The organism is Tahibacter soli, assembly GCF_025717065.2.
Taxonomy (GTDB): domain Bacteria; phylum Pseudomonadota; class Gammaproteobacteria; order Xanthomonadales; family Rhodanobacteraceae; genus Tahibacter; species Tahibacter soli.
Genome location: NZ_JAOVZO020000014.1, coordinates 67,226 through 91,595, shown reverse-complemented (window position 1 = coordinate 91,595; position 24,370 = coordinate 67,226). Strand labels below are relative to the sequence as shown.

Annotated in this window: 14 protein-coding genes; 7 read left to right on the top strand and 7 right to left on the bottom strand. The window is 70.5% G+C overall.

The features are described from left to right. Positions 1–204: 204 nt before the first annotated feature. Positions 205–1,578: an FAD-binding oxidoreductase gene (locus OD750_RS08920; protein WP_263544997.1), complete on the bottom strand. Its 1,374-nt coding sequence runs from the start codon at positions 1,576–1,578 to the stop codon at positions 205–207. Between the two features lie 176 nt (positions 1,579–1,754). On the opposite strand from OD750_RS08920, the gene serA reads away from it, so the two are divergent. From serA to OD750_RS08905, 3 genes are all read left to right on the top strand, one after another. Then, the gene (gene serA, locus OD750_RS08915; RefSeq protein WP_263544998.1) at positions 1,755–2,990 is read left to right on the top strand and encodes a phosphoglycerate dehydrogenase; all 1,236 of its coding nucleotides are present in this window, start codon (positions 1,755–1,757) and stop codon (positions 2,988–2,990) included. A gap of 222 nt (positions 2,991–3,212) precedes the next feature. Next, on the top strand, positions 3,213–5,621 hold the full coding sequence (locus OD750_RS08910) for a winged helix-turn-helix domain-containing protein (RefSeq protein ID WP_263544999.1): 2,409 nt from the start codon (positions 3,213–3,215) through the stop codon (positions 5,619–5,621). 96 nt (positions 5,622–5,717) lie between these two features. Then, positions 5,718–7,118: a hypothetical protein gene (locus OD750_RS08905; RefSeq protein WP_263545000.1), complete on the top strand. Its 1,401-nt coding sequence runs from the start codon at positions 5,718–5,720 to the stop codon at positions 7,116–7,118. 121 nt (positions 7,119–7,239) lie between these two features. Here the strand turns inward: OD750_RS08905 and OD750_RS08900 are convergent, their stop codons facing one another. From OD750_RS08900 to OD750_RS08890, 3 genes are all read right to left on the bottom strand, one after another. Beyond that, on the bottom strand, positions 7,240–10,194 hold the full coding sequence (locus OD750_RS08900) for a S8 family serine peptidase (RefSeq protein ID WP_263545001.1): 2,955 nt from the start codon (positions 10,192–10,194) through the stop codon (positions 7,240–7,242). 61 nt (positions 10,195–10,255) lie between these two features. Further along, positions 10,256–15,718 (bottom strand): Ig-like domain-containing protein, encoded by a 5,463-nt coding sequence (locus OD750_RS08895; RefSeq protein ID WP_263545002.1) that lies wholly within the window; start codon positions 15,716–15,718, stop codon positions 10,256–10,258. 174 nt (positions 15,719–15,892) lie between these two features. Beyond that, positions 15,893–18,220 carry a winged helix-turn-helix domain-containing protein gene (locus tag OD750_RS08890; protein WP_263545003.1) on the bottom strand — a complete coding sequence of 776 codons (2,328 nt, stop codon included), beginning with the start codon at positions 18,218–18,220 and terminating at the stop codon, positions 15,893–15,895. A gap of 163 nt (positions 18,221–18,383) precedes the next feature. Between OD750_RS08890 and trmY the strand changes: the two genes are divergently transcribed. Continuing rightward, positions 18,384–18,977 (top strand): tRNA (pseudouridine(54)-N(1))-methyltransferase TrmY, encoded by a 594-nt coding sequence (gene trmY / locus OD750_RS08885; protein ID WP_263545004.1) that lies wholly within the window; start codon positions 18,384–18,386, stop codon positions 18,975–18,977. On the opposite strand, the gene OD750_RS08880 is transcribed toward trmY, so the two are convergent. Continuing rightward, complete coding sequence (locus OD750_RS08880) at positions 18,968–19,381, bottom strand: hypothetical protein (protein WP_263545005.1); 414 nt, start codon at positions 19,379–19,381, stop codon at positions 18,968–18,970. The genes trmY and OD750_RS08880 overlap by 10 nt on opposite strands. Beyond that, positions 19,378–19,932, bottom strand: a complete 555-nt coding sequence (locus OD750_RS08875) for an RNA polymerase sigma factor (protein WP_263545006.1) — start codon at positions 19,930–19,932, stop codon at positions 19,378–19,380. Before OD750_RS08875 ends, OD750_RS08880 begins: the two co-directional genes overlap by 4 nt. Before the next feature lie 109 nt (positions 19,933–20,041). On the opposite strand from OD750_RS08875, the gene OD750_RS08870 reads away from it, so the two are divergent. Next, positions 20,042–20,365 carry a DUF6249 domain-containing protein gene (locus tag OD750_RS08870; protein WP_263545007.1) on the top strand — a complete coding sequence of 108 codons (324 nt, stop codon included), beginning with the start codon at positions 20,042–20,044 and terminating at the stop codon, positions 20,363–20,365. Between the two features lie 1,263 nt (positions 20,366–21,628). Here OD750_RS08870 and OD750_RS08865 read toward each other — a convergent pair. Next, the gene (locus OD750_RS08865; RefSeq protein ID WP_263545008.1) at positions 21,629–23,185 is read right to left on the bottom strand and encodes an FAD-dependent monooxygenase; all 1,557 of its coding nucleotides are present in this window, start codon (positions 23,183–23,185) and stop codon (positions 21,629–21,631) included. 36 nt (positions 23,186–23,221) lie between these two features. Between OD750_RS08865 and OD750_RS08860 the strand changes: the two genes are divergently transcribed. Beyond that, positions 23,222–23,788: a DUF1801 domain-containing protein gene (locus OD750_RS08860; protein ID WP_263545009.1), complete on the top strand. Its 567-nt coding sequence runs from the start codon at positions 23,222–23,224 to the stop codon at positions 23,786–23,788. Between the two features lie 156 nt (positions 23,789–23,944). Next, complete coding sequence (locus OD750_RS08855; protein WP_263545010.1) at positions 23,945–24,325, top strand: VOC family protein; 381 nt, start codon at positions 23,945–23,947, stop codon at positions 24,323–24,325. Positions 24,326–24,370 lie beyond the last annotated feature (45 nt).

Sequence of the window (24,370 nt, the reverse complement as noted above, 5' to 3'; positions counted from 1 at the left end):
CGCCGATCGAAGGACTCCCTCTCCCCCAAGCTCGCTTGGGGGAGAGGGTCGGGGTGAGGGGGAAGACGCCGGAGTCTTCGTCGAGGCCGACGAAACGTGATGCGTCGCCCCCTCACCCCAGCCCTCTCCCCCAACGGCGGTTGGGGGAGAGGGAGGAGCGCAAAGCCTATCCCCGCCTTCGCCCCAAGTCCCGGAATATCGTATTCACGGATCGAACAACTTCCCGGGATTCATGATCCCGTGCGGATCGAACACCCGCTTCATCCCGCGCATCAGCGCGATCTCGGCTTCGCTGCGCGCGCTGGCCAGGTACGGCTTCTTCACGAGCCCGATGCCGTGCTCGGCCGAGATGCTGCCGCCGTGCGCGTGCAGGATCGCCGCCATGCGCTTCGTCACCGTCTCGCACTGCGCGATGAAATCGGCGTCCGACACGTGCGCCGGCTTCACTACGTTGATATGCAGGTTGCCGTCGCCGATGTGGCCGAACCACACCACGTCGAAGTCGGGATATTCGCGCGTCAGCAGCACCTGCATCGCGTCGAGGAAATCCGGCACCACGGCGATGCGCACCGAGATGTCGTTCTTGTACGGCCGGTACTTCGCGAGGCTTTCGGTGATTCCTTCGCGCAATTTCCACAACGCCGCAGCCTGCGCGTCGCTCTGGGCGATCACGCCGTCGGTCACGAGGCCGCTTTCGAGGCAGTGCTCGAACACGGCCAGCGCCTCGGTTTCGTTCTCGTGGAACTCGGTCACGACGTAGTACGGGCTCGCCGTCTCGAACGGATTCTGCGCGCCGTGCGCGACGACGTGGTGCAGCGCGCGGTCGGTGAAGAACTCGAAGGCTTCGAGCTTCAGGCGCCGCCGGCATTCGCCGAACACCCGCATCAGCGCGTCCATTGCCGGCAGCGCGAACAGCATGACGTTGCACGGCGGCGGCGGTTCGGTCAGTGCGAGCGTCGCTTCGACCACGAGTCCGAGCGTGCCTTCCGATCCCACGAAGAGATGCCGCAGGTCGTAGCCCGTCGCGTTCTTGACGAGGCCGCGGTTGAGTTCGAGCAGTTCGCCGCCGCCGGTCACCACTTTCAGGCCGGCGATCCACTGCCGCGTATTGCCGTAGCGGATCACGCGGATGCCGCCGGCATTCGTCGCGATGTTGCCGCCGATCTGGCACGAACCGCGCGCGCCGAAATCGACGGGATACATGAGGCCGTGTCCGCGCGCCGCCTCGTGCACGGCCTGCAGCGCGATGCCCGGCTGCACGGTCAGCGTGCGGTCGACCGCGTCGAAGCCGAGCACCTTGTTCATGCGATCGAAGCTCACCACGAGTTCGCCGTGCGCGGCGACCGCGCCGCCGGAAAGCCCCGTGCGTCCGCCCGACGGCACGATCGCGACGCGATGCGCGTTCGCCCAGCGCACGATGCCCTGTACTTCGTCGATCGAGCCCGGCAGCGCGATCGCGAGCGGCGCGGGCGTCCAGCGGCGCGTCCAGTCGCGGCCGTAGTGTTCGAGATCGCCGGGTTCGGTGCGCAGCACCAGGTGCGGCAGGTAGCGGGCGAGTTCGGCGAGCGATGCGGTCATGGGCGTCTCGATTCTCAAGCGGGCGAGCCTGCCAGCGTCGCGCGGCAACGTCTACTGCTGCGCTGCCGCAAACCGGCGAAGTTCTGGCATAGTCTGGGTGTCCACAACCGGCGACCGGCACCGTACGGTGCCTGCGTGCCGTTGCGGAATCTTCTTTTCATTCGAACACTTAGGCAATGAAAAAGACCTCGTTTCCGAAGCAGGACATCCGCGTTCTCTTGCTCGAAGGCGTCAGCCGCAGCGCGGTAGAGACGTTCAAGGCCGCCGGTTATTCGCAGATCGAATATCACGAAAAATCATTGCCCGAAGCGGAGCTGAAGCTGCGTATCGCCGAGGCGCATTTCGTCGGCATCCGCTCGCGCACGCAGCTGACGGCCGCGGTGCTCGGCGAAGCCAAGCGCCTGCTCGCCGTCGGCTGCTTCTGCATCGGTACGAACCAGGTCGATCTCGCCGCGGCCGAACTCGCCGGCATTCCGGTGTTCAACGCGCCCTACTCCAATACGCGCAGCGTCGCCGAACTGGTGATCGCCGAGGCGATCCTGCTGTTGCGGCGTATTCCACAAAAGAACGCGGAATGCCATCGCGGCGGCTGGTCGAAATCCGCGGCCGGCAGCTTCGAGGCGCGCGACAAGGTGCTCGGCATCGTCGGCTACGGCCACATCGGCACGCAGGTGGGCCTGCTCGCCGAAGGCCTCGGCATGCGCGTGATCTACCACGACATCGAAACGAAGCTCGCGCTCGGCAACGCGCGCACGTCGGCGGGCCTCAACGACCTGCTCGAACGCGCCGACGTCGTGACCCTGCACGTACCCGAAACGCCGCAGACGAAGCTCATGATCGGCGCCGACCAGCTCGCGCGCATGAAGCAGGGCGCGACGCTGATCAACGCCTCGCGCGGCACGGTCGTCGACATCGACGCGCTCGCCGCCGCACTGCGTTCGGGGCACATCGGGGGCGCCGCGGTCGACGTGTTTCCGGTCGAACCCAAGGGCAACGACGACGCGTTCGTCTCGCCGCTCGTCGGCATGGACAACGTGATCCTCACGCCGCACGTCGGCGGCTCGACGCTCGAGGCGCAGGACAACATCGGCATCGAAGTGGCCTCGAAACTCGTGCGCTACAGCGACAACGGGTCGACGCTGTCGGCCGTCAACTTCCCCGAGGCGTCGCTGCCCGAACATCCGACGAGCCGGCGCCTCCTGCACATCCACCGCAACGTGCCGGGCATGCTCTCGCGCATCAACGACATCTTCTCGCGCGAGAACGTCAACATCGACGGCCAGTACCTGCAGACCGACGCGAACATCGGCTACGTCGTGATCGACGTGTCGGTGGCCGAGGAGCGCGCGGCGGAACTCAAAGACGCGCTCGCGGCGATTCCCGGCACCTTGCGTACCCGCGTCCTGTACTAGTGGCCTGTAGCAGACAAATCGAAAGTAGCTCACTCGTCCTGGCCGCGCAGTACTTGCTGCTCACTCGGCCGATAGCGGGTGCTATCGGCCTCGCTCCGCAGCGGCGTCCTGCACGATGCGTCCTTCGCGATCCCTCTTCCGATTTATCTGTTACAGGCCACTAGGCAGAGACTACCCCCATGACGGGAGCGTATCCTCGCGCTCCCCGCATCACGGCCGCTTATGACCCACCGCGCCTACCGCTTCGGCGACTACCGTCTCGACCCGGCGACGCGCGTGCTCGCGCGCGGCGACGAGCCCGTCGCGCTGCCGTCCAAGGCGTTCGACTGCCTCGTGTACCTGATCGAGAACCGCTCGCGCGCGGTCGGCCGCGACGAGCTGATCGCCGCGGTCTGGGGCAAGGTCGACATCGGCGACAACGTGCTCGGCCAGACCGTGCTGTTCGCGCGCCGCGCGATCGAGGACACCGGCAAGGAACAGCACGCGATCCGTACGATCGTGCGCTACGGCTACCACTGGGTCGCGCCGATCGAGATCGAGACGGTCGGCGAACCGGCGACCGCCGAGGCGACGCCCGCGCCTTCGATCGCGCCGGCACCCGTCGCCGCGCCGGCTCCGGCCGCGCCGCCGCCACCCGCGCCGGCAGCTTCGCCTGCCCCGATACCCATCGAACCGCGGCGCCGACTGCTGCTGCCGGCGCTCGCGCTCGGCGCGACAGCGCTCGTCGCGGCGTTCGCGTGGCAGCGCTGGCGCGAGCCGGCACCCGCCCCGGTCGCGAGCGTCGGCGCCAACCTGCTGGTGCTGCCGGCGACGGTGACGGGCGACGACGAATCGAGCTGGGTACGCCTGGGCGTGATGGACCTCGTCGCGTCGCGCCTGCGCGCGGCCGGCCTCGCGGTGGTGCCGAGCGACAACGTCGTGGCGCTCGCGCGCGGACTCGACGGCGCCGCGCTCAAGCGCGAACGCCTCGAAGACCTGACCGACACGACCGGCGCGCAAGTCGTCGTCGACGCGCAGGCCGAGCGCATCGGCGACGCCTGGCGCATCGCGCTGCGCACCGTGCACGGCCGCGAGCCGCCGATCGACGTGCAGGAAACCTCGCCGGACCTTCTCGGCGCCGCGCGCGTCGCGGCCGACCGCCTCGCGCAGCGGCTCGGCGGCGCGCCGGCCGCGGCCGACGGCGACACGACGAGCGAGCCCGCGTTCGCCGCGCTCCTGCAGCAGGTCGACGCGGCGATGCTGTCCGACCGCCTCGACGCCGCGCAGGCGCTGCTCGAACGCGCGACGCCGCAGCAGCGCGAGCGTCCCGAAACGCGGCTGCGGCTGGCGCAGATCCACTACCAGGCCGGCCGCTTCGACGCCGCGCGCAGCGCCTTCACCGAACTCGCCGCGAGCGTGTCGGCCGAACAGGACCCTGTCGTGCATGCGCGCGCGATCTACGGCCTCGGCGTGCTGGCGATGATCGCGCGCGATCCCGCCACGGCGATGCCGCGCTTCAACGCGGCCGTCGCCCTGCTGCAGGGCCGCGGCGTGCCGGCGATTCTCGGCCGCGCGCTCGCGGCGCGCGCGTCGGCGCATGCCACGCAGAACGATTTTGACGCGTCGATGACCGACCTCGCCGCCGCGCGCGTCGCTTACGAAAGCGCCGACGACGGCCTCGCGCTCGCGGTGCTCGACGCGAACGTCGGCGCGTTCGAACTCTTGCGCGACCGCCCGGCCGAAGCGGCCGCCGCGCTCGACCGCGCGATCGCGCGCTTCGCCGCGTTCCGCATGCACGCGGCCGAACTCAACGCCCGAGACGCTGCCGCGCACGCGCGCCTGATGCTGCTCGATCCGCGCGCCGCGCTGGCGCTCGAGGCGCGCATGCACGAACTCGGCGAGCAGGTGGCCGATCCGCAGCGGCGCGCCACCGCGACGCTCACGCGGGTGGAAATCCTCGCCGCGAACGGCCAGACGGCGAACGCGCGCGTCCTGCTCGACGCCGTGCGCGCGGCCGGCGGCGATGGCGCCGATCCGGCGATCAAGGCGCGCGCCGACGCGATCGCGGCGCGCCTGGCACTGGCCGACGGCGACGCGGCGCAGGCGGCGACGCTCGCCGCCGCGGCGCTGATATCGCTGCCGGACAACGACGACACGCGGCAGGCCGCGCGCGCGCGCCTGACGCTCCTGCGCGCGCAGCTCGCGAGCGGCGGCAAGCAGGACGCCGCGGCGAGCGTTGCCGCGATCGCCGAGTGGGCGCGCCGCGTCGCAACGCCGGGCGCGACGACGTACGCGAAACTCGCGCAGGCCGAGGCCGCGGCGAGCGCGAACGCGCCCGACGCGGGCACGCAATTCGAAGCCGCGCTCGCCGCGGCGGATCAAAATCGCATTCCGATCGACCTCGTCGCGGTGGCGCAAGGCTATACCCGCTGGCTCGCAACGCATCTCGATCCCGTTCGCGCGGGCGTGCTCGCCGAGCGGCTCGGCGCGTGGGCCGACCACGACTACGACGCGGCGCTGCTGCAGCTGACGCTGTACCACGCGCTCGGCCAGAACGCCGCGTGGCGCAGCGCGCTCGACCGCTGCCGGCGCACGGCCGGCGAACGCGCGATTCCGGCCGCGCTCGCCCAGGCGCCGTCGAATCGGCTATAGCCTTCGCGAATGCGGCTTTGACGGGTTCGGTATGCGTGACACGGAACTTCCTTCGACGCTTGCCGGGTCGTCGAACCCGATCCGGAGGAACACCCGATGCATCGCAACACCCCGCACCGCCGCACCCTGGCCGTCCTGATCTGCGGCCTCTTCGCCGCCGCCGCATCCCCCGGCTTTGCCGCCGACGGCCAGCTCGATCCCGCGTTCGGCACCGGCGGCACGAGCTTCATCCTGCCCGACGGCGTGCAGGCGCACGAATTCCGCACGACCGTGTCGACGGTGCTGGCCGACGGCAGCATCCTCGTCGGCGGCACGCGCAACAAGATCTTCCAGAACAACCCCGACCCGCACATGCGCGCGGTGCTCGTGCGCCTCCTGCCCGACGGCACGCCCGACCCCGCGTTCGGCAATCTCGACGGCATTCCCGGCGTGCACGAATACCCCGACCTCGTGCCGGGGGACCAGCAGCAGATCATCGAGGCGATGCGCGTACTCGAGGACGGCTCGATCGTCGTCGCCGGCAGCGCGAACGCGTTCGGCCCGCTCACGGGCTTCGTGCTCAAGGTCGGCGCGAACGGCGAACTCGACGCAACCTTCGACGAAGACGGCATCGCGCTGATTCCCGGCGTGTTTCTGCACGGTCTCGCGATCGACGCCGCGGGCCGCGTGATCGTCGGCGGCGAACGCGCGACGCCGAGCCTCGATTCGGCGATCCTCGCGCGCCTCAACGCCGACGGCACGCGCGACACGACGTTCGGCACGAACGGCATCGTCACGCTCGACACCGGCGCGAACAGCACGTATTTCACGACGCTGACGCTCGATGCCGCCGGCCGCATCCTCGTCACGGGCCAGGCGGCGACGCCGGACTTCACGTACGACGCGCACGTCACGCGCCTGACCGCCGACGGCGCGCTCGACCCGACGTTCGCCGGCGGCGGCATGCGCCGCTTCACGCCGCCGGGACACGCCGCGTCGACCTACAACGGCGTCGACAACCTCGTGCTCGACGCGCGTGGCCGCATCACGGTCAGCGCGTACTACAACACCGACGAGAACGGCGTAAACGTCGCGCTCGGGCGGCTCGACGCCGACGGCACCGACGATCCGTCGTTCGGCAGCGCCGCGACGCCGGGCTGGCGCGACGTCGATCTCGTGCCGGGCGCGTGGGGCCGCTACGTGTCGGGCCTCGCGCTGCAGAGCGACGGCAAGCTCGTGTTCTCGGTGAGCTACGCGGCACCGAAATCGAAGCAGGGCTTCATGGCGCTGCGCACCAACGCCGACGGCAGCGCCGACACGAGCTTCGGCACGAACGGCAAGTTCGAAGTGGACCTCGCGCCCAACGGCATCTACAGCGACTCGACCGCGCTCGTGCTGCAGGCCGGCAAGCCGGTGATCACGGGCCAGAGCGCGCGCACGACGGGCTCCAACCTGCTCGACTTCGCGGCGGTGCGGCTCGACGGCGATCTGATTTTCGCCGATCGCCTCGGGGATTGAGTTCGGGGTTTGCGAACCGTCCGGCACGACGCCGGGCGGTTCTTCGTCCGCAAGACCGCCGCGGCACGGCACCGGCGCGGAGGGGATGGCACGCCGGTGCCGCACCGCAACGTCCCTTGCGCTAGCGCTCGACCGGCGCCTCGCCGCCGAGCGCGATCGCCTGCCCGCCGGCCGTCGTGCCGAGCGCGCGGATCACCCAGTTCGCGTTCGAACCGATCGCCTCGGGATTGAGCCGCAGGTTCGCCGTCGCGAGGTTCGGGTCTTCGCCCGCGTAGTCGCCGACGTACGAGCGGCGGCGGAACACCGACAGCTCGCCGGTCGCCGGTCGCGGCCCGGTGCCGGTCGGACTCGCCAGCGCGATCACGACGTCGCCCGGCCCGTTCAGCACGATCGGCGGCGCGAACGTCACCGTGCGCAGCCGCGCGCCGGCCGTCGATACGACGTAGTTCTTGAACGAGCCGGCCAGCGTCGCGCCGTTCGACGGGTCGCGGTCGTCGTCCTGGTACACGTAGACGTCGTAGCGGTCGCCCTGCGCGACGTAGCTCGGCGAACCGGTGAGGAACGTCGCCGACGTCAGCGTGATCGGATACGCCGAGGCCGGCGGCGAGAAACGGTTCGCCCACAGAAAATTGCAGCGCGGCTCGCAGCCGATCGCGCTGTAGCCGGCGCTGAACGCGTCGATGCGGAAGTTGCACCAGCCGCCCGCGCAGTCGACCGACACGGCGCTGCCGCGCACCGCCACCGGCAGGTGCTGCACCGGCGAGCGCCCTTCCTTCTCGCGCAGCCGCACGCTGCCGAACGACAGCGCGCCGGGCTGCGTCACGTCGACGATTTCCGCCTCGAACGCGAGCGTCTGCGTCTGCCCCGGCGCGAGCGTGAACGTCGACGGCGTGGCCGTGAGCCTGTATTGCGCGGGCTGGTCGAACTCGACCGTCCAGGTGCCGGTCGCATCGAGCCGGTTGCGCACCGTGCGCGTGAACGTGCACGACTCGCCGCACTGCATGTCGCGCAGGCTCGCAAGGTTCAGCGCCTTGATCGGCAGCGTGCCGCCCGACGGATTCGCGGCGCGGTAGTTCGCATCGGTCTCGTCGAACGTCAGTCCCGCGAGCGCCGCCGCGGCGACGTCGATGCGGCCGCTGCCGACGTCCTCGCTCGTCCACGGCGTCGTGCCGTTCTCGCGCGTGCCGGGCACCGCCGTCGTCATCAGCGCCGACTTCACCTCGCCGCCCGACCACGACGGATGCAACGCGCGCAGGAGCGCCGTCGCGCCGGTCACGTGCGGGCTCGCCATCGACGTGCCGCTCAGGATTTCGTAGTCGCCCGACGCGGGGTCGGTGGCCGCGTAGATGTCGACGCCGGGCGCCGACACGTCGGGCTTGGCGAGATCCTCGAGCGGCGCCGGCACCGGCCCGCGCAGGCTGAAGCTGCCGATGACGTCGCCCTGGCGCGCGGTCAGGCCCTGGCGCCGATAGTCCCCGCGCGCGCCGGCGGCCGGTTCGAGGCCGTCGGCGAACACGCGGTCGGCCGGGCCCGGAGCGTCGACGTGCGCGCCGACGAACGCGACGAGCGCGTCGGCGATCGCGAGCGACGAGATGCTGTACGCGGTCGCGCCGGCCGGCGCGCCGTCGGTCGCCATCGTGAAGTTCGTATCGACGTTGTTGACGACGATCGTCGCGTCGGCGCCGGCCGCGGCGGCGTTCGCGATCTTCTCGCCGAAGTTGCAGCCGCCGCGCCGCACGATCGCGATCGATCCGTTGAAATATCCGGCAGGAATTCCACCGTCCGCCGTGCACGCGCCGGGGTTTCCGGCGTAGAACCGCAGCGGCGCGCGCGGCCGGTCGATCGTCTGCGGCGGCGGCAGCGTCGCGCTGCCGGGCGTCAGGATCATGTCGCTCAGGAGCGGGGACGGCTCGCCCGGTCCCGTTACCGTCAGCAGCGGGCCGAGGAAGCGGTCGTGCGTCGAGGCGGCGACGGTCGTCACCCACGGACCGAGATTCGCGACGAGCCCGGTCGGCACGGCGCACTCGGCGCCGGTGTTGCCGGCCGCCGCGACGACGGCGATGCCGCTCGTCGCGGCGGCGAGGAAGTGCGCCGAGTCGTTCCACGGATCGCCGCCGCCGCAGCGCGGGCCGATCGAATAGTTGACGACGTCGACGGCGTCGGCGATGACGTTCTGCACGGCCGACCGCAGCATGTCGTCGTAGCAGCCGGTCGCGATGCACGCCTTGTAGCTCACCACCTGCGCGCACGGCGCGACGCCCGACATCGCCCAGCCGGCCGGCAGCATCGGCGCCGGCACGGCCGAGCCGTCGATCGCGTTGCCCGCCGCGGTCGACGCCACGTGCATGCCGTGGCCGACGCCGGTTTCGGGCGCCGGGTTCGAACCGGTGCAGCGCACGCCGTCGTTGGCGACGCAGTCGCGCGCGACGAGCTTGGGCGCCGCGGCCGAGAACCCGCACGCGGCGTCGTTGCCGAACGACGGGTGCGCGCGGTCGACGCCGCTGTCGATGACGCCCACGCGCATGCCCTGCCCGCGCGTGGCGCTCGCGCCGAACGGCAGCGACGTGCCGTTCCAGACGCGGTCGGCGCCGATGAACGCGGGGCCGCGGTACGACGAGAGCGGATGCACGCGCACCGGCGCGACGCGCGCGACGTGCGGCAGGCCGGCGACGATCCGCGCCTCGCCGGGCGACAGCGCGACCGAGACGCCGTTTTCCGTCACCGCGTATTCGTACGCGACGGCGACGCCGCGGCCGAGCGCGGCTTCGATCGCCGCGACGTGCGCGGCGCGGCGCGATTTCAGATGATCGAGGTAGGCGCGCGACGGCGCCGAGTCGGCGTCGAGCGCGTGCCGCGCGAACGGCACGTCGAACGGCGCGGTGCGCGCGTAGCCGGGCACGCCGCCGGTGTACGCGGCGAGGCCGGCCTCGTCGAACGTGACGAGATAGCGGCCGACCGGCGACGCGTCGACCTCGCGCACGGCGAGCGCGTCGGGCGTGGCCGCGCCGGCCGGCGCGCCCGCGGCGCACGCGAGCGCGATCGAGGCGCACAGTGTTCGGAATGCGAAAAGTTTCATGGTGTATTCCGTAGCATTCGAGGGCGCCGCGCGCCGCTGTCGCGGTGCGCGGCGCGGTGGTTCACGGCGACTGGAAGCCGTCGGCGAAGATCCGGTCGTTCGTTTCGCCCACGGTGAGCGACACCGGGATGCGCACGAGCGCGCGGCTGCGGTCGTTGCTGAACGCGCACAGCTGCGCGCGGTAGTCGCCGGGCGCGAGACCCGCGGCGTCGAGTCGCAGTTCCACCGGCGTGTGCGAGCCCGGCGTCAGGAGGCCGCCGACCTGGTTGAGCGACAGCCACGGCACCTGCGACGGATCGGCGCATGCGCCGCCGGTCGTCGCGATGCTCATCGCGTACATCGAGAAGTAGCCGTACGAGGAGATCGGCTCGATCGGGAACGATCCGATGCGCCACGGCGCGCCGGTCGCAAGATCGATCGCGAACATGCCGCCGCCGCCGAGGTTGTACAGGTGCCCGGCCGCGAGGTACAGCGTGCCGGTCGCGTCGTCGAAGTCGAGGCTGTGCGGCCCGTTGTTGATGAGGTCGAAGCCGAGCGAACCGACGTACGCGGCCTTGCCCGTGGTCTTGTCGATCGCGACGAGCGCGTTGCCGATCGTGTCGACGCCGTACATCGCGCCGTCCGGCGCGACGGCGATGTCGGCGATGCACAGCGGGCTGCCGGTGTCGATCGCGCCGACGCGCGTGCCGCGGCCGGTCGCGGGGTCGACCGTGTACAGGTCGGATGCATTGCCGGCCGAGCAGAACTGCCCGCCGGTCGTCGATGCGTACAGCGTGCGGGTGGCCGGGTCCCACGCCATGCCGGCCCAGCGCGGGTACGGCGGCTTGTCCCAGCCCTGCGGCGCGCTCACCTGCGGGTCGGCCGCGATCACCGTGTACTCGCGCGAGGTGGGGTCGTACGTCGCGAACGTGAAGTCGCTGTCGGCCGCACTGTTGTACATGTAGATTCTGGTGAAATCGTCGCCGACGAAATCGCCGCCGTAGATCTGGCCGAGCGCGGCAGTGCCGTACGACTGCACGAACTGCGACGGATCGGCCGCGTCGAAGCTCACCGGATACGTGTAGCCCGACTCGTACGCGACGCCGTACGCCGGTACCGCGAACAGCGAGGCGTCGCGCGCCGGCGGCGCCGCGCGATACGGCCCCGCGAGCGCCGCCGGCGGCACGAGCTGGTCGACCGGGGTCGGCACGAAGACCGAGCCCTCGGGCGGGAAATGCCCGCGCGCGGCGGCTTCCTTGAGCGACCAGTCGAGGTTCAGGTCGCCGGCGTTGCCGATGACGAGCGTCTGCGCGGCGACGCCGCCCGGCGCGACGCTCGCGGCGACGCTTTCGCGGTCGAGCGTGATCTTCGGCCGGCCCACCGCGATCGCGACGTCGGCCGACGCGTAGTGCGGCACGTCGGTCGGCGTCCAGGTGATCGACGTATTGTTGCCGAGCACCGGGCTGTCGTAGCTGTACTGGATCGACTGCGGCGGATCGGCGTACGTGCCGAAGTCGACGAGGCCCACGCTCGCCGAGCCGCCGTTGTCGGGATTCGGCGACGCGACGACGTCGAAGTTCAGTTCCTTGTAGACGTAGTGAATGCGGCCGGTGGTTTCCTCGAACACGGCCTGGAACGTGATGCCGCCGGCGGGGTTCGGGAAGCTCGCGTGGTCCTTCTCGTGCCACTGCACGATGAAGCGGCGGTTCGGCGCCGTGCCGACGGTCTGATGGTAGACGTGGCCGTTCGGGCCGAGGTTGTCCCAGTACGGCAGCACGTAGTTCATGCCGTCGAAATAGACCGATACCTCGGCCGCGACCTCGCGGTTGTCGCCCATGAACGGCGGCACGGTCAGGAGCGTCGGCACGGGACACGCACCGTCGCCGGCGCCGCGCTGCAGCTTGATCGTGCCGGCGTTGTTGATGCACGCCATGCCGACGCCGTCGAGAAACGTCTGGCCGAAGTACGTGATCGGAAACGGCAGGTCGTACAGCGGCCGGCCCTCGTAGACGCCGGACGACACGTCGGCGCCGGTCGCGCTGATGTCGGTGAACGCGACGCCCGAGTTCGGCGTGACCTCGTAGTTCGGCCGGTTCGCCGCGGCGGTCCATGTGAACTTCGGCGCCTGCGTGTCGCCGCCGACCGAGATCATGCGGTTGTAGCGATACGTCTCGCCCGGCGCCAGCGGGTGCTCGAGGCGATGAAAGAAGCGATCGGCGCCGAGCAGCTGGTACTGCGTCGCATTGCCGTACGTCGCCATCGTCAGCGTGTGGTGGTTGAGCGTGACGCTGCCGCGGTTGATGACGGTGAAGCAGTAGTTGAGCGCGGTGCCGGCCGGCGCGTCGAGCGAGGTCGCGGTGCCGCAGGTCGGGGGCGGCGACGTGCTGACGGTGACGCGCAGCTCCAGGCCCCCGTGGTCGATCGCCTCGTTGCGCAGCGCGAACGACGTGGCGAGGCCGCCCGCCGTCGCGGTGACGGCGTACGCGCCGCCGGTCGCGTTGGCGCGCGCGGTGACGCGCGCGACGCCGTCGGCGTCGGTCGTCGCGGTCGTGGCCGACAGCGTCGCGCCGGCGCCGCTCGCGGGCGCGTCGAACGTCACGTCGATGCCGCGCACCGGCCGGCCCTGCGTATCGTTCACGCGCACCGCGAGCGGCGCGGCGAACCCGGTGCCGACCGCGGTGATCTGCGCGCCGCCGGCGGCGACCGTCACCGTGCCGACGCGGTCGAACACGGCGTCGATCGTGCAGTCGCCGAGGATGCGGCCGGTCGTGTACGTGCCGCCGGCGAGCGTGCCGCCGCAGCCGCCGATCGTGGCGAGGAAGTAGCCGGCGTCCGGCGTCACCGCGAAGTTCGCGGTCTGCGCGAACAGCACCGACTGCGGCGTGGCCGGGCTCAGCGCACCGTGCGCGCCGGCGGCCGGCGTGACGGTGTAGGTAACGGTGTCGAGCAGGAAGTCGGCCGTCACGGTGCAGTGCGACGTGACCGGGCCGGTGGTGTAGACGAGGCCGTCGAGCGTCCCGCCGCAGCCGGTCACGGTGCCGATCACGTAGCCCGCGTCGGGCACGATCGTGAACTGCGTGGTGCCGCCGGGGCCGACGCTCTGCGGCACGTTCGGCGTGATCGTGCCGTTGGCCGCCGCGTACGGCGTGACGGTGAACGCCGCGACGTCGATGCCGCCGTCGGCGGTCAGCCGCACGATGCCGCGCCGGTTGTATGCGCCGACGGTCGTGAACCAGCCGCCGACGACGATCTTGCCGTCGGCCTGCACCGCGATCGCCGTCGCGCGGTTGTTCAGCGGCACGTTGAACGCGGCGTCGAGCGCGCCCTCCGCGGTGAGGCGCGCGAGGCGGGCGCGAGGCTGCCCGTTGGCGTTCGCGAACTCGCCGCCCACCAGCACCTTGCCGTCGGCCTGCACCGCGATCGCGCGCACGGGCGAGCCGATCGTCGCCTCGAACGCGATGTCGCGCGTGCCGCCCGGCAGCATGCGCACGAGCCGCGAATCGACCGGCGTGCCGTCGCCGAGATTGATGTTGGCCTGGCCGCCGATCAGGTAGCGGCCGTCCTCGTAGCGATACAGCGCGTAGACGGCGCCGCCGGCCGCCGGAAACGTGGCGTCGAGCGTGCCGTCGGCGTTGAGGCGCGCAAGGCCCCGCTTGGCCGTGCCGTTGTACGCCGTGAAGCCCCCGCCGATCACGATCTTGCCGCCCGGCTCGGCGACGACGGCGTACACCGTGGTGCTCGCGCCGGCGCCGGGGTCGAACGTCGTGTCGAGCGTGCCGTCGGCGTTGAGGCGCGCGACGCGGTTGATCTCCACGCCGTTGACCACCTGGAACGCGCCGCCGATGACGATCTTGCCGTCGGCCTGCACGGCCGCCGCGTACACCGTGCCGAGGATCTGCGCCTGGAACGTCGCATCGACGGTGCCGTCGGCGCGTACGCGCACGAGTCCCACCTGGCTGCCCACGAGCGTCGCGCCGTCGGGCTGCCGCGCGAGCGCGTAGACGTTGCCTTCGGACTGCGGATACGCGCTCTCGGCGTTGCCGCGACGCGGTTCGAGCCGCGCGAGCGACTGCCGCGGCAGGCCGCCGATGCGGCTGTACGTGCCGCCGGCGATGATGCGGCCGTCGGGCTCGAGCGCCACGGCGTCGATCGAGCCGTTGGTGTCGGGGTCGAAGAACACGTCGTCCTCGTCGATGTACGTGGCGACGATCGTGCAGTCGCCCCAGATGTAGCCCGTCGTGTAGACGTTTTCCACGCGCGTGCCGCCGCAGCCGGCGATCGTTGCGAGCGCGAAGCCGGGATTCGCCGCGATCGTGAACTCGCGCCGCGTGCCTTCGTCGACGAAGAGCGTGCCCGACGGCGAGATCGTGCCGTTGGTCGCCGCCGCGGTGACACGCAGCGGGCCGGCCGCGCCGTTGTCGAGGCGGCCGTCGGCGTGCACGCGCGCGAGCCGGCCGCGCGGCAGGCCGTTGATGTTGGCCCACGCCCCGCCGATGACGGTCTTGCCGTCGGGCTGCACGGCGAGCGCGCCGATCGACTGTCCGCCGGCGTTGAAGTCGCCGAACGTCGTATCCGGAGCGCCGTCGGGCAGCAGGCGCAGAAGGCCGCCGAAGCCGTTCGGCACCATCAGGCGGCCGTCGGCGCGCCGCGCGATCGGACCGTAGACGCCCGCGAGCGCCGGCGGCACGAACGTCGGGTCCACCGTGCCGTCGACGTTCATGCGCACGAGATGGCCGTAGGTCGTGCCGTTCATCGACAGCGCGTTCCACGCGCCGACGACGAACTTGCCGTCGGGCTGCACCACGAGGCCTGCGATGACGTTGGCGAGCACGTCGGGCACCGGCGTCGCCGTGTCGGCGCTGCCGTCGGGCATCAGGCGCGCGAAGAAGTTCTGGCCGCCGACGAGCACGCGGCCGTCGGCCTCGCCGGCCAGCGAGTACACGTCGCCGGTGATCGTCGCGGCCGGCACGAACGCGAGGTCGAGGCTGCCGTCGGCGTTCAGGCGCGCGACGCGGTTGCGCGGCTCGCCGCCGACGCCGCCGAACACGCCGCCGACGAGAATCTTGCCGTTGGCCAGCGGGTGGATCACCTTGATGCGGTTCTCGAAGCTCGATCCCGTGGTGAACGCGTCGACGAAGCTCGTGTCGACCGTGCCGTCGGCGTTCACGCGCAGGAGGCCGCCCTTGCCGTTGACGCCGGCGCCGGCAACGAGCGCGCGTCCGTCGGGCAGCGCCGCGACGGCGTTGGCCTGGTCGGTCGCGACGTTGACGAACGCGGTGTCGAGGTTGCCGTCGGCGAGGACGCGCGCGAAGTGGCTGCGCGCCACGCCGTTGATCGTCGAGAACGCGCCGGCGACGAGCACCTTGCCGTCGGGCTGCACCGCGACGCTCGTGACGATGCCGTCGGCGTAAGGGCTGAACGCGTGCGCGGCGGTGCCGCAGGCGAGCGCGAGCGCGGCGAGCGCCCGGCCGGCGTAGCGGCGCAGCCGGTCGCGCGCCGCGTCGCGGCGGCGCGGCGGCGCCGCGGTGTGAAGGTCGTTGTGCATCGAAATCCCCGTAGAGGTCGGGCGCGTGGATCGCGCGTTGTCGTTGTGCGTGCCGCCGCGCGGGTTGCGCGGGGCCGTCGCCGACTCTGCGCGAACGGTTCCGCGCCGGCCGCCACGGCCGCTGACGGCGCGTGACAGGCGATGACAGCGCGTGACAGCCGGCGCCGCGAGGCGCTACGGCGCGGCCGGCGCCGCCGTCAGCGCCGCGGGAATCGCGCGCTCGCCGGCCAGCGTGCGCGCGGCGTCGAGCGCCAGGCGCCAGTTGTCGTGATTGCCGAGCGCGTGGAACACCCGCGCGCGCAGCAGCGCGCAGTCGTAGTCGTCGCGCGTCCATACGCCGACACGGCCGGCGAGTTCGGCGGCCTTGGCGCGCTCGCCGCGCGGCAGCAGCCAGTCGACATAGGCCTGCGCCGCGAACAGCACGAGCGCCGGCGTACCGGCGTCCTCGGCGATCGAGAGCGCGCGCTCGAAATCGCGCCGCGCGGCGGTGTCGTCGCCGCCGTGGCTCGCCCACTCGGCGCGCGCGATCCAGAACACCGACGAAAGGCCCTCGTCGTGCTCGGGCAGCCACGGCGCGATCTTCGCGTCGGTCGCCTGCCCGAGCGCCGAGAGCGCGCGCTGGCGCAGCAGTATCAGATAGGCGTAACGGTCGTATGAAGGATCGCGCGGCCATTTTTCGAGCGCGGCGTCCACGGCCCGCACGACGTCGGCCATGCGGCCCTCGTGCCACGCGAGATCGGCCTGCATGTCGTACAGATAGCGCAGCGACTCGGGCCGCAGCCCGCCGTAGCGCTCGCGCGCGTCGCCGACCACCTCGCCGGCTTCGCGGAAGCGGCCGAGCGCGATCAGCAGGCGCACGCGCCGGTTGACGACCGTGAGCGCGAGCCCCGGATCGCCGATGCGCTCGCGCAGCGCCCACTGCCGGTCGCTGAGGTTCGCGACCTCGGGCCATCGCAAGAGGCCCGCGTAGGCGTCGTTGAGCACCAGTCGCAGCGTAACCACCCGCTCGACGACGCCCAGCGCCTCGTATTGCGTCATCGCCGTGTCGAGGTAAGGCAGCGCGAGATCGAGCCGCTTGCGGTCGATCTGCAGCAGTCCGAAGCCGGCCTCGACGTGCGCGACGCGCAGCGGGTCGCCGGCCTGTTCGGCGATGAGCCGCGCGCGGCTGTAATCCGACGCGCCGCCGTCGAGATCGAACAGCGCCGCGCGCGCCAGGCCGCGCCGCGTGAGCGCGTCGGCGAGGTCGAGCGGCGCCGGCACGTGCTCGAGCACGCCGACGGCGGCGTCGAGATCGGCCACCGCGCCCGCGAAATCCGAACGCCGGAACTTGAGATTGCCGCGCAGCGTCAGCGCCCTGCCTCGCGGGATCGGCGCGCCGCCGATCGCCGGATCGGCGAGCAGCCGCTCCACCGCCTCGGCGGCCTGCGCGTGGCGGCCGGCGCGGAAATCGAGATCGGCGAGGCGCAGCCGCACGTCGGGCAGCGTCCGCGCCGATTCGGGCAGGTCGTTCAGGATCGTGCGCGCCAGCTCCAGCTGGTTCGTCAGCGACGCCGCCTGCGCCTGCTGCATGCGCCGCTGCACCGCATCGGAGCCGGCGTCGTCGCCGGCCGGACGCCGGCCGAGCGCCGCGGCGAGCAGATCGGCCGCCACGGCCGCCGCCCGGATCGGGTCGGCCTCGCGCGCCTGGACGCGGCGCGAAGCACCGTCGGCGCCGAGCGCCGCGAGTTCGACGGTCCAGCGCTCGCCGGCCGACGCGACGACGCCCTGCACGATCAACCCGGCACCGAGCACGGCGCGTACGCGCGCGTGGTCGGTCGGCGCGACCGGCGAATCGGCGCCGTACAGCGCGGTGACGACGGTCTTGCTCGGCGACACGCGCAGACCGGCGCCGCGGAGGCGCTCGGCGATGAGGTCCATCGCGCCAAGTTCGAGCCAGTTCGCGTCGGCGTCGGCGCGCACCGCGATCGGCAGCACGACGAGCGCATTCGCGGCGGCCGCCGCGTCGCGCGCCGCGGCGCCGTCGTGCGGCCACCAGTGCACGGCGACCGCGCCGCCGAGCGACGCGAGCAGGGCCGCGGCGAGCACCCAGGCGCGCCGGTGCGAACGCGGGCTCGCGGGCGGCTTCGATTCGGCGGCATCGGGGCTCGCGAGGGCCGGCGCGGCGTCGGCCGGCGGCGAGGACCGTTCGGTGTCGACCGCGGCGACCTCGCCGACCCAGCGATACCCGAAACCCGGCGCCGTGCGGATCATGCGCTGTGCCTGCGCGTCGTCGCCGAGCGCGCGCCGGGCGCGCGCGATCACCTGGTTCAGATGCCCCTCGGTGACGTCGGCGCGGCCCCAGACCGCGGCGACGAGCTCGTCGCGTCCGACCGCGCGGTCGCGGTGTTCGATCAGCCAGGCGATGGTGTCGAAGACATACCGGTTGACCGGCAGCAACGTATCGCCGCGCCACAGCTCGCGTTCGGCGATCCTGACGCTGAAGTCCTCGAAGGTGTACCGCACGACGTTCGACCGATCCGTACCTGAGCGTCGGTCGATCATAGCGCCGCGATCCGGTTTTGCGGATCGCACGCGAGGCCTTCGCATGCGGCGATTGACTGACGCGGGCTTACGTGTCCTGATCGGCGGCCCTTCCGATCCCGCCGGACGCCCGGCCGCGACGAACATGCGAACCTTCGTACTCAGAGCGCGTGCCGCGCCCACGGACAGCCGCAAGCTCCTGGCCGGCGTCGGCCAGGAGGCGCACACCGAGATCCTCGCGCACACGCTGATGAACGCGATCTTCGTCGCGCAGTCGCACCGCGCGGACGTCGTCGTCTACCTCGTGCTCGAGAGCACGCCGGACTATTCGCGCACGATCCGTTTCGACGCCAATGCGATGCACGACATCGGCGGTTTTCACGAGCAGGCGCTGCTCGGAAAGGTCGCGAAGGCGCTGGATGCATCGCAGGGCATGGGCAAGGAAGAAACGCGTCCGGTGGAAAGCGGCGTGACGGTGCGCACCGTCAGCTTCGAACGGCTGGTGCAGGAACTGGCTCAAACGCACCGGCTGTACGTGATGGACCGGAAAGGCGCGCCGATCGGCGAGCTCGCATTCGACGCCGATCCCTGCTTTCTGCTGACCGATCACATCCCGATGCCGAAGAACACGTTCCACGGCCTCGAACGGCTCGGCGCGAAGAAGATTTCGCTCGGATCGAAAATGTTGTTCGCGTCGCAGTGCGTCGTACTGATCCACCACGCGCTCGATCAGCGGTAGCGCCGCGCGCCCCACCACTGCGCGAGCGTCGAGACGCCGACGCAGGCCGCGAGCGCGAGCACCCACGCATTCGTCGCGACCGGCACGCTCGCGAGCGCGGCGCCGCCGTCCCGCAACAGGAAGAACAGCCCGGCGCCGCCGAGCAGCGCGACCAGCGCCACCGCGAAGCGCTGCTCGAACCGTCCGGCCCGCGCAGCGTCCTCGCGGGCGCGCCTGGCGACGACGCGCGCGAAATCCATCGGCAGCGACGGCACGACCGGCTCGCGCAGCGCGCGCGCCACCGCGCGATAGCGCTGCAAGCGGGCGTCGCCGCCGGGCGCCTCGCAACGGCGTTCGGCGTCGAGCGCGCGTTCCTGCAACGCCCATTCGCGTTCGAGTTCGTCTTCGCGCGATTCGGTACTCATACGGCAACTCCTTCGAGCGTTTCGCGCAGCCGCGCGCGCGTGCGGAACAGATGGCTCTTGATCGTACCGGCCGCAAGACCGGTGATCTGCGCGATTTCCGGAATCGGCAGTTCGTCGAGATGGTATAGCGTCAGCAACGTGCGCTGCAGCGGCGGCAGCGCGTCGATCGCCGTGTGCAGGTACCGATGCCGCTCCTCGTCGGCCCAGGCGGCTTCGAGATCGAACCCGTCGTCGACTGCGTCGAGGAGATCGACTTCGTCGTTGCCCGCCGGTTCGGCGATCGGCAGGCGCAGGCGTTCCATGTGCCGCAGCGCCACCGTGTACGCGACGCGGCCGATCCACGACTTGAGCTTGCTTTCGTAGCGGTACTGCCGCAGGTGCTGATGCACGCGCAGAAACGCCTCCTGACACAGGTCGCGCGTGTCCTCCGGATGGCGCACGATCCGGTAGATGATGTGCCAGCACAGATCCTGGTGCGCGCGCACGAGACGCTCGAACGCGCCGGGCGCGTCGGCGAGCACCGCGTCGACCATCTCGCGGTCGGGATTCATGATTCGACATCGTCCATGGCGCAACGGATACGACGAGTGCGCAACCGGTTGCAACCGTTCGCGCGATCGCCGTATCCATCGCCACGTAGCCAAACACCGGGAAACCGACATGGACCACCAGACCCTCGTACCCGTCACCCTGTTCCTGTGCATCACCTATGCCGTCAAACTCCTGATCGATGCGAGGGTGCGCGTGCTGCTGCTGCGCTCCGCCCCGTCGGACATGGAGATCGGCAACCTGCTGCGGCTCGAAGAACAACGCACCCGGCAGGCCTCGCTGCGTACCGGCATCACGCTCGTGACGATCGCGCTCGGCTTCGGCCTGATCGAACTTTTCAGCATCCGCGAGATCACGCCCGGTGCGATCGCGATGCTCGCCGCGGCGACCGGCCTGGGCAACCTCGCGTTTTACTTCCTCGCCCGGCGACTTTGATCGTTCGGCGGCGCTGATCGCGCAATTTCCGCTGCTGCATCCGCGGGGCCATATCTTTGTTTTTTGCTTTGTCGCTGACACTCGGCTCTGGACAAAGCGTTTCGCTCGCTGCCGCGAGCCTGCTCGCCATCCCGGCGTACGCTGGGATCCAGCTGTTGATGTGGTTGTTGCTTTGTATTTTTTGTTCTGCGTTGAACAAAGCGTTTCGCTTGCTGACGCCCGCTTTTTTGCTCGTCATCCCAGCGAGGAGCGAAGCGACAACGGCGTAGCCGGCCCGGAGGGCGAGCGACGCAGTCGCGAGTCAAGCTGGGATCCAGATCTTGACTTTCGCTTCGTCGCTTTTACTCGGCTTTAGACAGAGCGTTTCGCTCGCTGCCGCGAGCGAGCAAGGGGGAGTTGCTTGTCCAACTCCCCCTTGCATCCCCCAAGGACACCCCACGGCCGCGGTTTGCGGGCATCCATGCCCGCAAACTCCGCGAGATCGCTACGGGGTTCGTTGAAGGGCCATCCATGGCCCTGCAACGAACTCGCGCGCATCCCTGCGCGCGACCCTGCGGGCTTTCCTCCGCGATCTCGCCGCGACCGACGGGGCCCCCGGGTAGAGCGGGCGGCTTCCTGCCGCCAGAGGCAACAGCGACAGCAACGGACGAAGCGTGGCGCTTCTACAGAGCCGTCATACCAGCGAAGGCCGGTATGACGAGCGAAGAAACAGCGAAGCTGCAGCCGCAGCCACAACGGAAGCCTTCAACGTCGCCGCTCTCGTTGCCGTTGCAGGCGCTGTTGCCGTTGCTTCTGGCGGCAGGAAGCCGCCCGCTTCACCCGGGGCCCCATCTGCCGCGAGCAAGCGACCGGTGATCAGGCCCGCAGGGGACGCACATGGATGTGCGTCGTCCGTCGTGGGCCATGGATGGACCATCGACGGACCCCGCCGGGCGCTTGCGGTCCCCGCAGGGCAGGATGCCCGGAGGGGCGCGGCTGTTGGGGTGGTTTTCTTTGCTTACTTTCTTTGTCCACACAAAGAAAGTAAGACGCTCGCCGGCAGGCGAGCGGAACGCTCTGTCTACAGCCAAACAACAACAACGAAGCGATCGTCAACGATAACAACGTCGAAAAAAGATCCCAGCGTCCGCCGAGATGACGAGCGAACAATCAGAACTTGGACACCCAAGATTCAATCCCGACTGTCCTCGATTTGCCCGAATTCCTGGGTGTCCAAATTTTCGCGGGTGTCCAAAATTTCGGGGGCACCCGAAGTCTTTCACTCTACGCCGCGGCCTGCGGTCCGAACCAGGTCGTCAGCGCGTCCACGAGCCCCTGTGCGGTCCGGTCCCCGACCCACGCTACGTACCCGTCGGGCCGGATCAACACGGCGCCGGGCGCCGCCACGGCTCCGAGTACCGGCAGCTCCCACGCCCCCGCGTATCGCACGTCGACGGACGTCACCCGGTTGGCCCAGGGCCCGATGTCGAAGGCTCGGGGCTCGCCGAAATTGAGCAGCAGCGGTCGCGCCGCGTGCAGCAGGGTGTAGACCCGTAACGGGCCGCCGACGGTCGTCACGTCGAGATCGGGCATGCGGCGCCCGAGCAGCGGATGTCCGTCGCCGAGGTCGTAGCGAATGTCCAGACCGGTCATCATCGCGGCGAACCGCTTGCGCGGCTCGTCCATGCCGACGATCTCCGCCACGGTGTCGCGCAGCGCCGTCGTGCGCTCGTCCGGGCGGCGCAGCGCGATCGACGCCATCGTGATGCGCAGCACGCGCGCGGCGACCGGATGGCGCTCGGCGTGATAGGTGTCGAGCAGGCTTTCCGGCGAGATGCCGTTGATCACCTGCGCAAGCTTCCAGCCGAGGTTCATCGCATCCTGCATGCCGGTGTTGAGGCCCTGCCCGCCGTCCGGCGCATGCACGTGCGCGGCGTCGCCGGCGAGGAGTACACGCCGCTCGCGATAGGTCGCGGCCTGGCGCGTCATGTCCGTGAAGCGCGAGATCCAGGTGGGGCTGTGAACGCCATAGTCGGTGCCGTGCGCGGCGACGAGCGCGGCGCTCAGATCCTGCAGCGTCGGTTCGGTCGCCGGTCCGACGGTCGCTTCGGTCACCATGATGCGCACAGGTCCGCGATCGAAGTAGACCACCTTGCCGTCGACGATCTCGTACTCCAGCCGCCCGAAGGAATGGACGCCGAGCGCATTGCGATGAATGCCCCACTCGGGCTCCTGCGCCAGTTCGACCTCGGCGAGCAGGCTGCTCGTCGTCGGATCCCAGCCGGGGAAATCGATGCCCGCCGCCTTGCGGACGAAACTGCGCCCGCCATCGCAGCCGACGAGATAGGCCGCGCGCAGCGACCCGCCGTCGGACAGCGTGACGTCGACGCCGCTATCGTCCTGCGCGAGCGCCGTCACGTCGCGCCCGCGATAGAACGTCACCGGCAGCTCCGCGACCCAGCCGGCGAGGATGCGCTCGATGTGGTTCTGCCACAGCCCGAGTCCGTAGTTGTGCCGCGTGGGAAAGCCGCTGATGTCGAAGCCGACGCCGGCGAACCCCGCGACCTGCGCGGTCTGCCCTTCCGCGAGAAACTGCTCTGCGATGCCGCGCTGATCGAGCATCTCGATCGTGCGCGAATGCAGACCGCCCGCCCGCGCGCCGGCGAGCGCCTGCGTGGCGCGCCGTTCGACGATCGCGACGTCGACGCCGGCCAACGCCAGTTCGCCCGCCAACGTCAGCCCCGTGGGGCCGCCACCGACAATCACTACCGCATGTCTGATCGCATTCATCTCACCGCTCCTCGTTGGGACCCGTAACGGTCGGCGATTGAGCGACAACACCCGGGGCTTGCGGCAAGCCCCGGGTGGTTTAAGATAGTGAAACGGGGAAACGCGAATCTTCCGCCTTACCGTTTCGTCCGCCATGCACGAACCGCTTCCCGGCGAAACCGCTCGGACCCAACCGGCAGCGACATGCGCCGACCTGAATCTCACCGTGTTGCCTTGGATCTGCGCGGCCTGATCGGTCACCAGGACCTCTTTCGCGTCTCCGGCGGCGCGACCCGCGATCCGGCCGTCGATGCCTGGCTGTCCGGCCCTCCCGAGGAACTGCGCGCGATCGCCCGATACTGGTTCGCGCAGATGCGCGCCTGCGGCGGCGATGTACGAGCGCTGATGCACGACGGCTGCCCCGTCGCCTGCGTCGACGACGCCCCGTTCGCGTACGTCAACACGTTCAAGCATCACGTCAACGTCGGGTTCTTCCAAGGCGCGATGCTCGAGGATCCGGCCGGACTGCTGCTCGGGAGCGGCAAGCGCATGCGGCATGTGAAGCTGCTGCCGGACGCCGGACTCGCCGTCGACGCGCTGCGCGATCTGATCGACGCCGCCTACCTCGACATCAAGGCCCGCTTGCGCGCCGAAGACGCCTCGAAAGACGGCTGACGCCGTGTCCGCAGGTTGCCGTCCGCCATTCGCTACGGTTATACAGATCTGGTTTTTCGCATTTGCGACACCGCCGCACTACCACCGGCATATCGCAGGACTGCACTGCGCCCCGACAGCCACTCGCCAACCCGGACAAGACAACGGAGAACTCCCATGAGACGCACGTGGACGATCATCGGCGTTCGCGACGTCGCCGCCAGTTTCCGGTGGTATCAGTCGCTGCTCGACCTGCCACCGACGGCACCGGCACACGACTACTTCGGGCAGATTCTCGACACCGACGGTACGGTGCTGCTGTGCCTGCATCGCTGGGGCGCGCACGAGCACCCGACTCTCGCGAGCCCGGACAACGCCGAACCCGGCAACGGTCTGCTGCTGTTCTTTCGCGTGGACAACTTCGACGCGGCGCTGCGCCGTGCGCGCGAACTCGCGACCGCGCTCGACGAGGAGCCGAACCTCAATCCCGCCACGGGAACGCTGGAGTTCGCGTTGCGGGATCCGGACGGCTACTACGTCATGGTCAGCGCGCTGTGACCGCACTGCCGGGCTGAGCGGTTGCCGGACTCGACACTCTCGCAT

Excerpts from the sequence above, each read along its gene's own strand:
- OD750_RS08895 (WP_263545002.1), bottom strand. The coding sequence starts at position 15,718 with ATGCACAACGACCTTCACACCGCGGCGCCGCCGCGCCGCCGCGACGCG.
- OD750_RS08870 (WP_263545007.1), top strand. The coding sequence starts at position 20,042 with ATGGACCACCAGACCCTCGTACCCGTCACCCTGTTCCTGTGCATCACC.
- OD750_RS08905 (WP_263545000.1), top strand. The coding sequence starts at position 5,718 with ATGCATCGCAACACCCCGCACCGCCGCACCCTGGCCGTCCTGATCTGC.
- OD750_RS08875 (WP_263545006.1), bottom strand. The coding sequence starts at position 19,932 with ATGAATCCCGACCGCGAGATGGTCGACGCGGTGCTCGCCGACGCGCCC.
- OD750_RS08910 (WP_263544999.1), top strand. The coding sequence starts at position 3,213 with ATGACCCACCGCGCCTACCGCTTCGGCGACTACCGTCTCGACCCGGCG.
- OD750_RS08900 (WP_263545001.1), bottom strand. The coding sequence starts at position 10,194 with ATGAAACTTTTCGCATTCCGAACACTGTGCGCCTCGATCGCGCTCGCG.
- OD750_RS08880 (WP_263545005.1), bottom strand. The coding sequence starts at position 19,381 with ATGAGTACCGAATCGCGCGAAGACGAACTCGAACGCGAATGGGCGTTG.
- trmY (WP_263545004.1), top strand. The coding sequence starts at position 18,384 with ATGCGAACCTTCGTACTCAGAGCGCGTGCCGCGCCCACGGACAGCCGC.
- OD750_RS08920 (WP_263544997.1), bottom strand. The coding sequence starts at position 1,578 with ATGACCGCATCGCTCGCCGAACTCGCCCGCTACCTGCCGCACCTGGTG.
- serA (WP_263544998.1), top strand. The coding sequence starts at position 1,755 with ATGAAAAAGACCTCGTTTCCGAAGCAGGACATCCGCGTTCTCTTGCTC.
- OD750_RS08855 (WP_263545010.1), top strand. The coding sequence starts at position 23,945 with ATGAGACGCACGTGGACGATCATCGGCGTTCGCGACGTCGCCGCCAGT.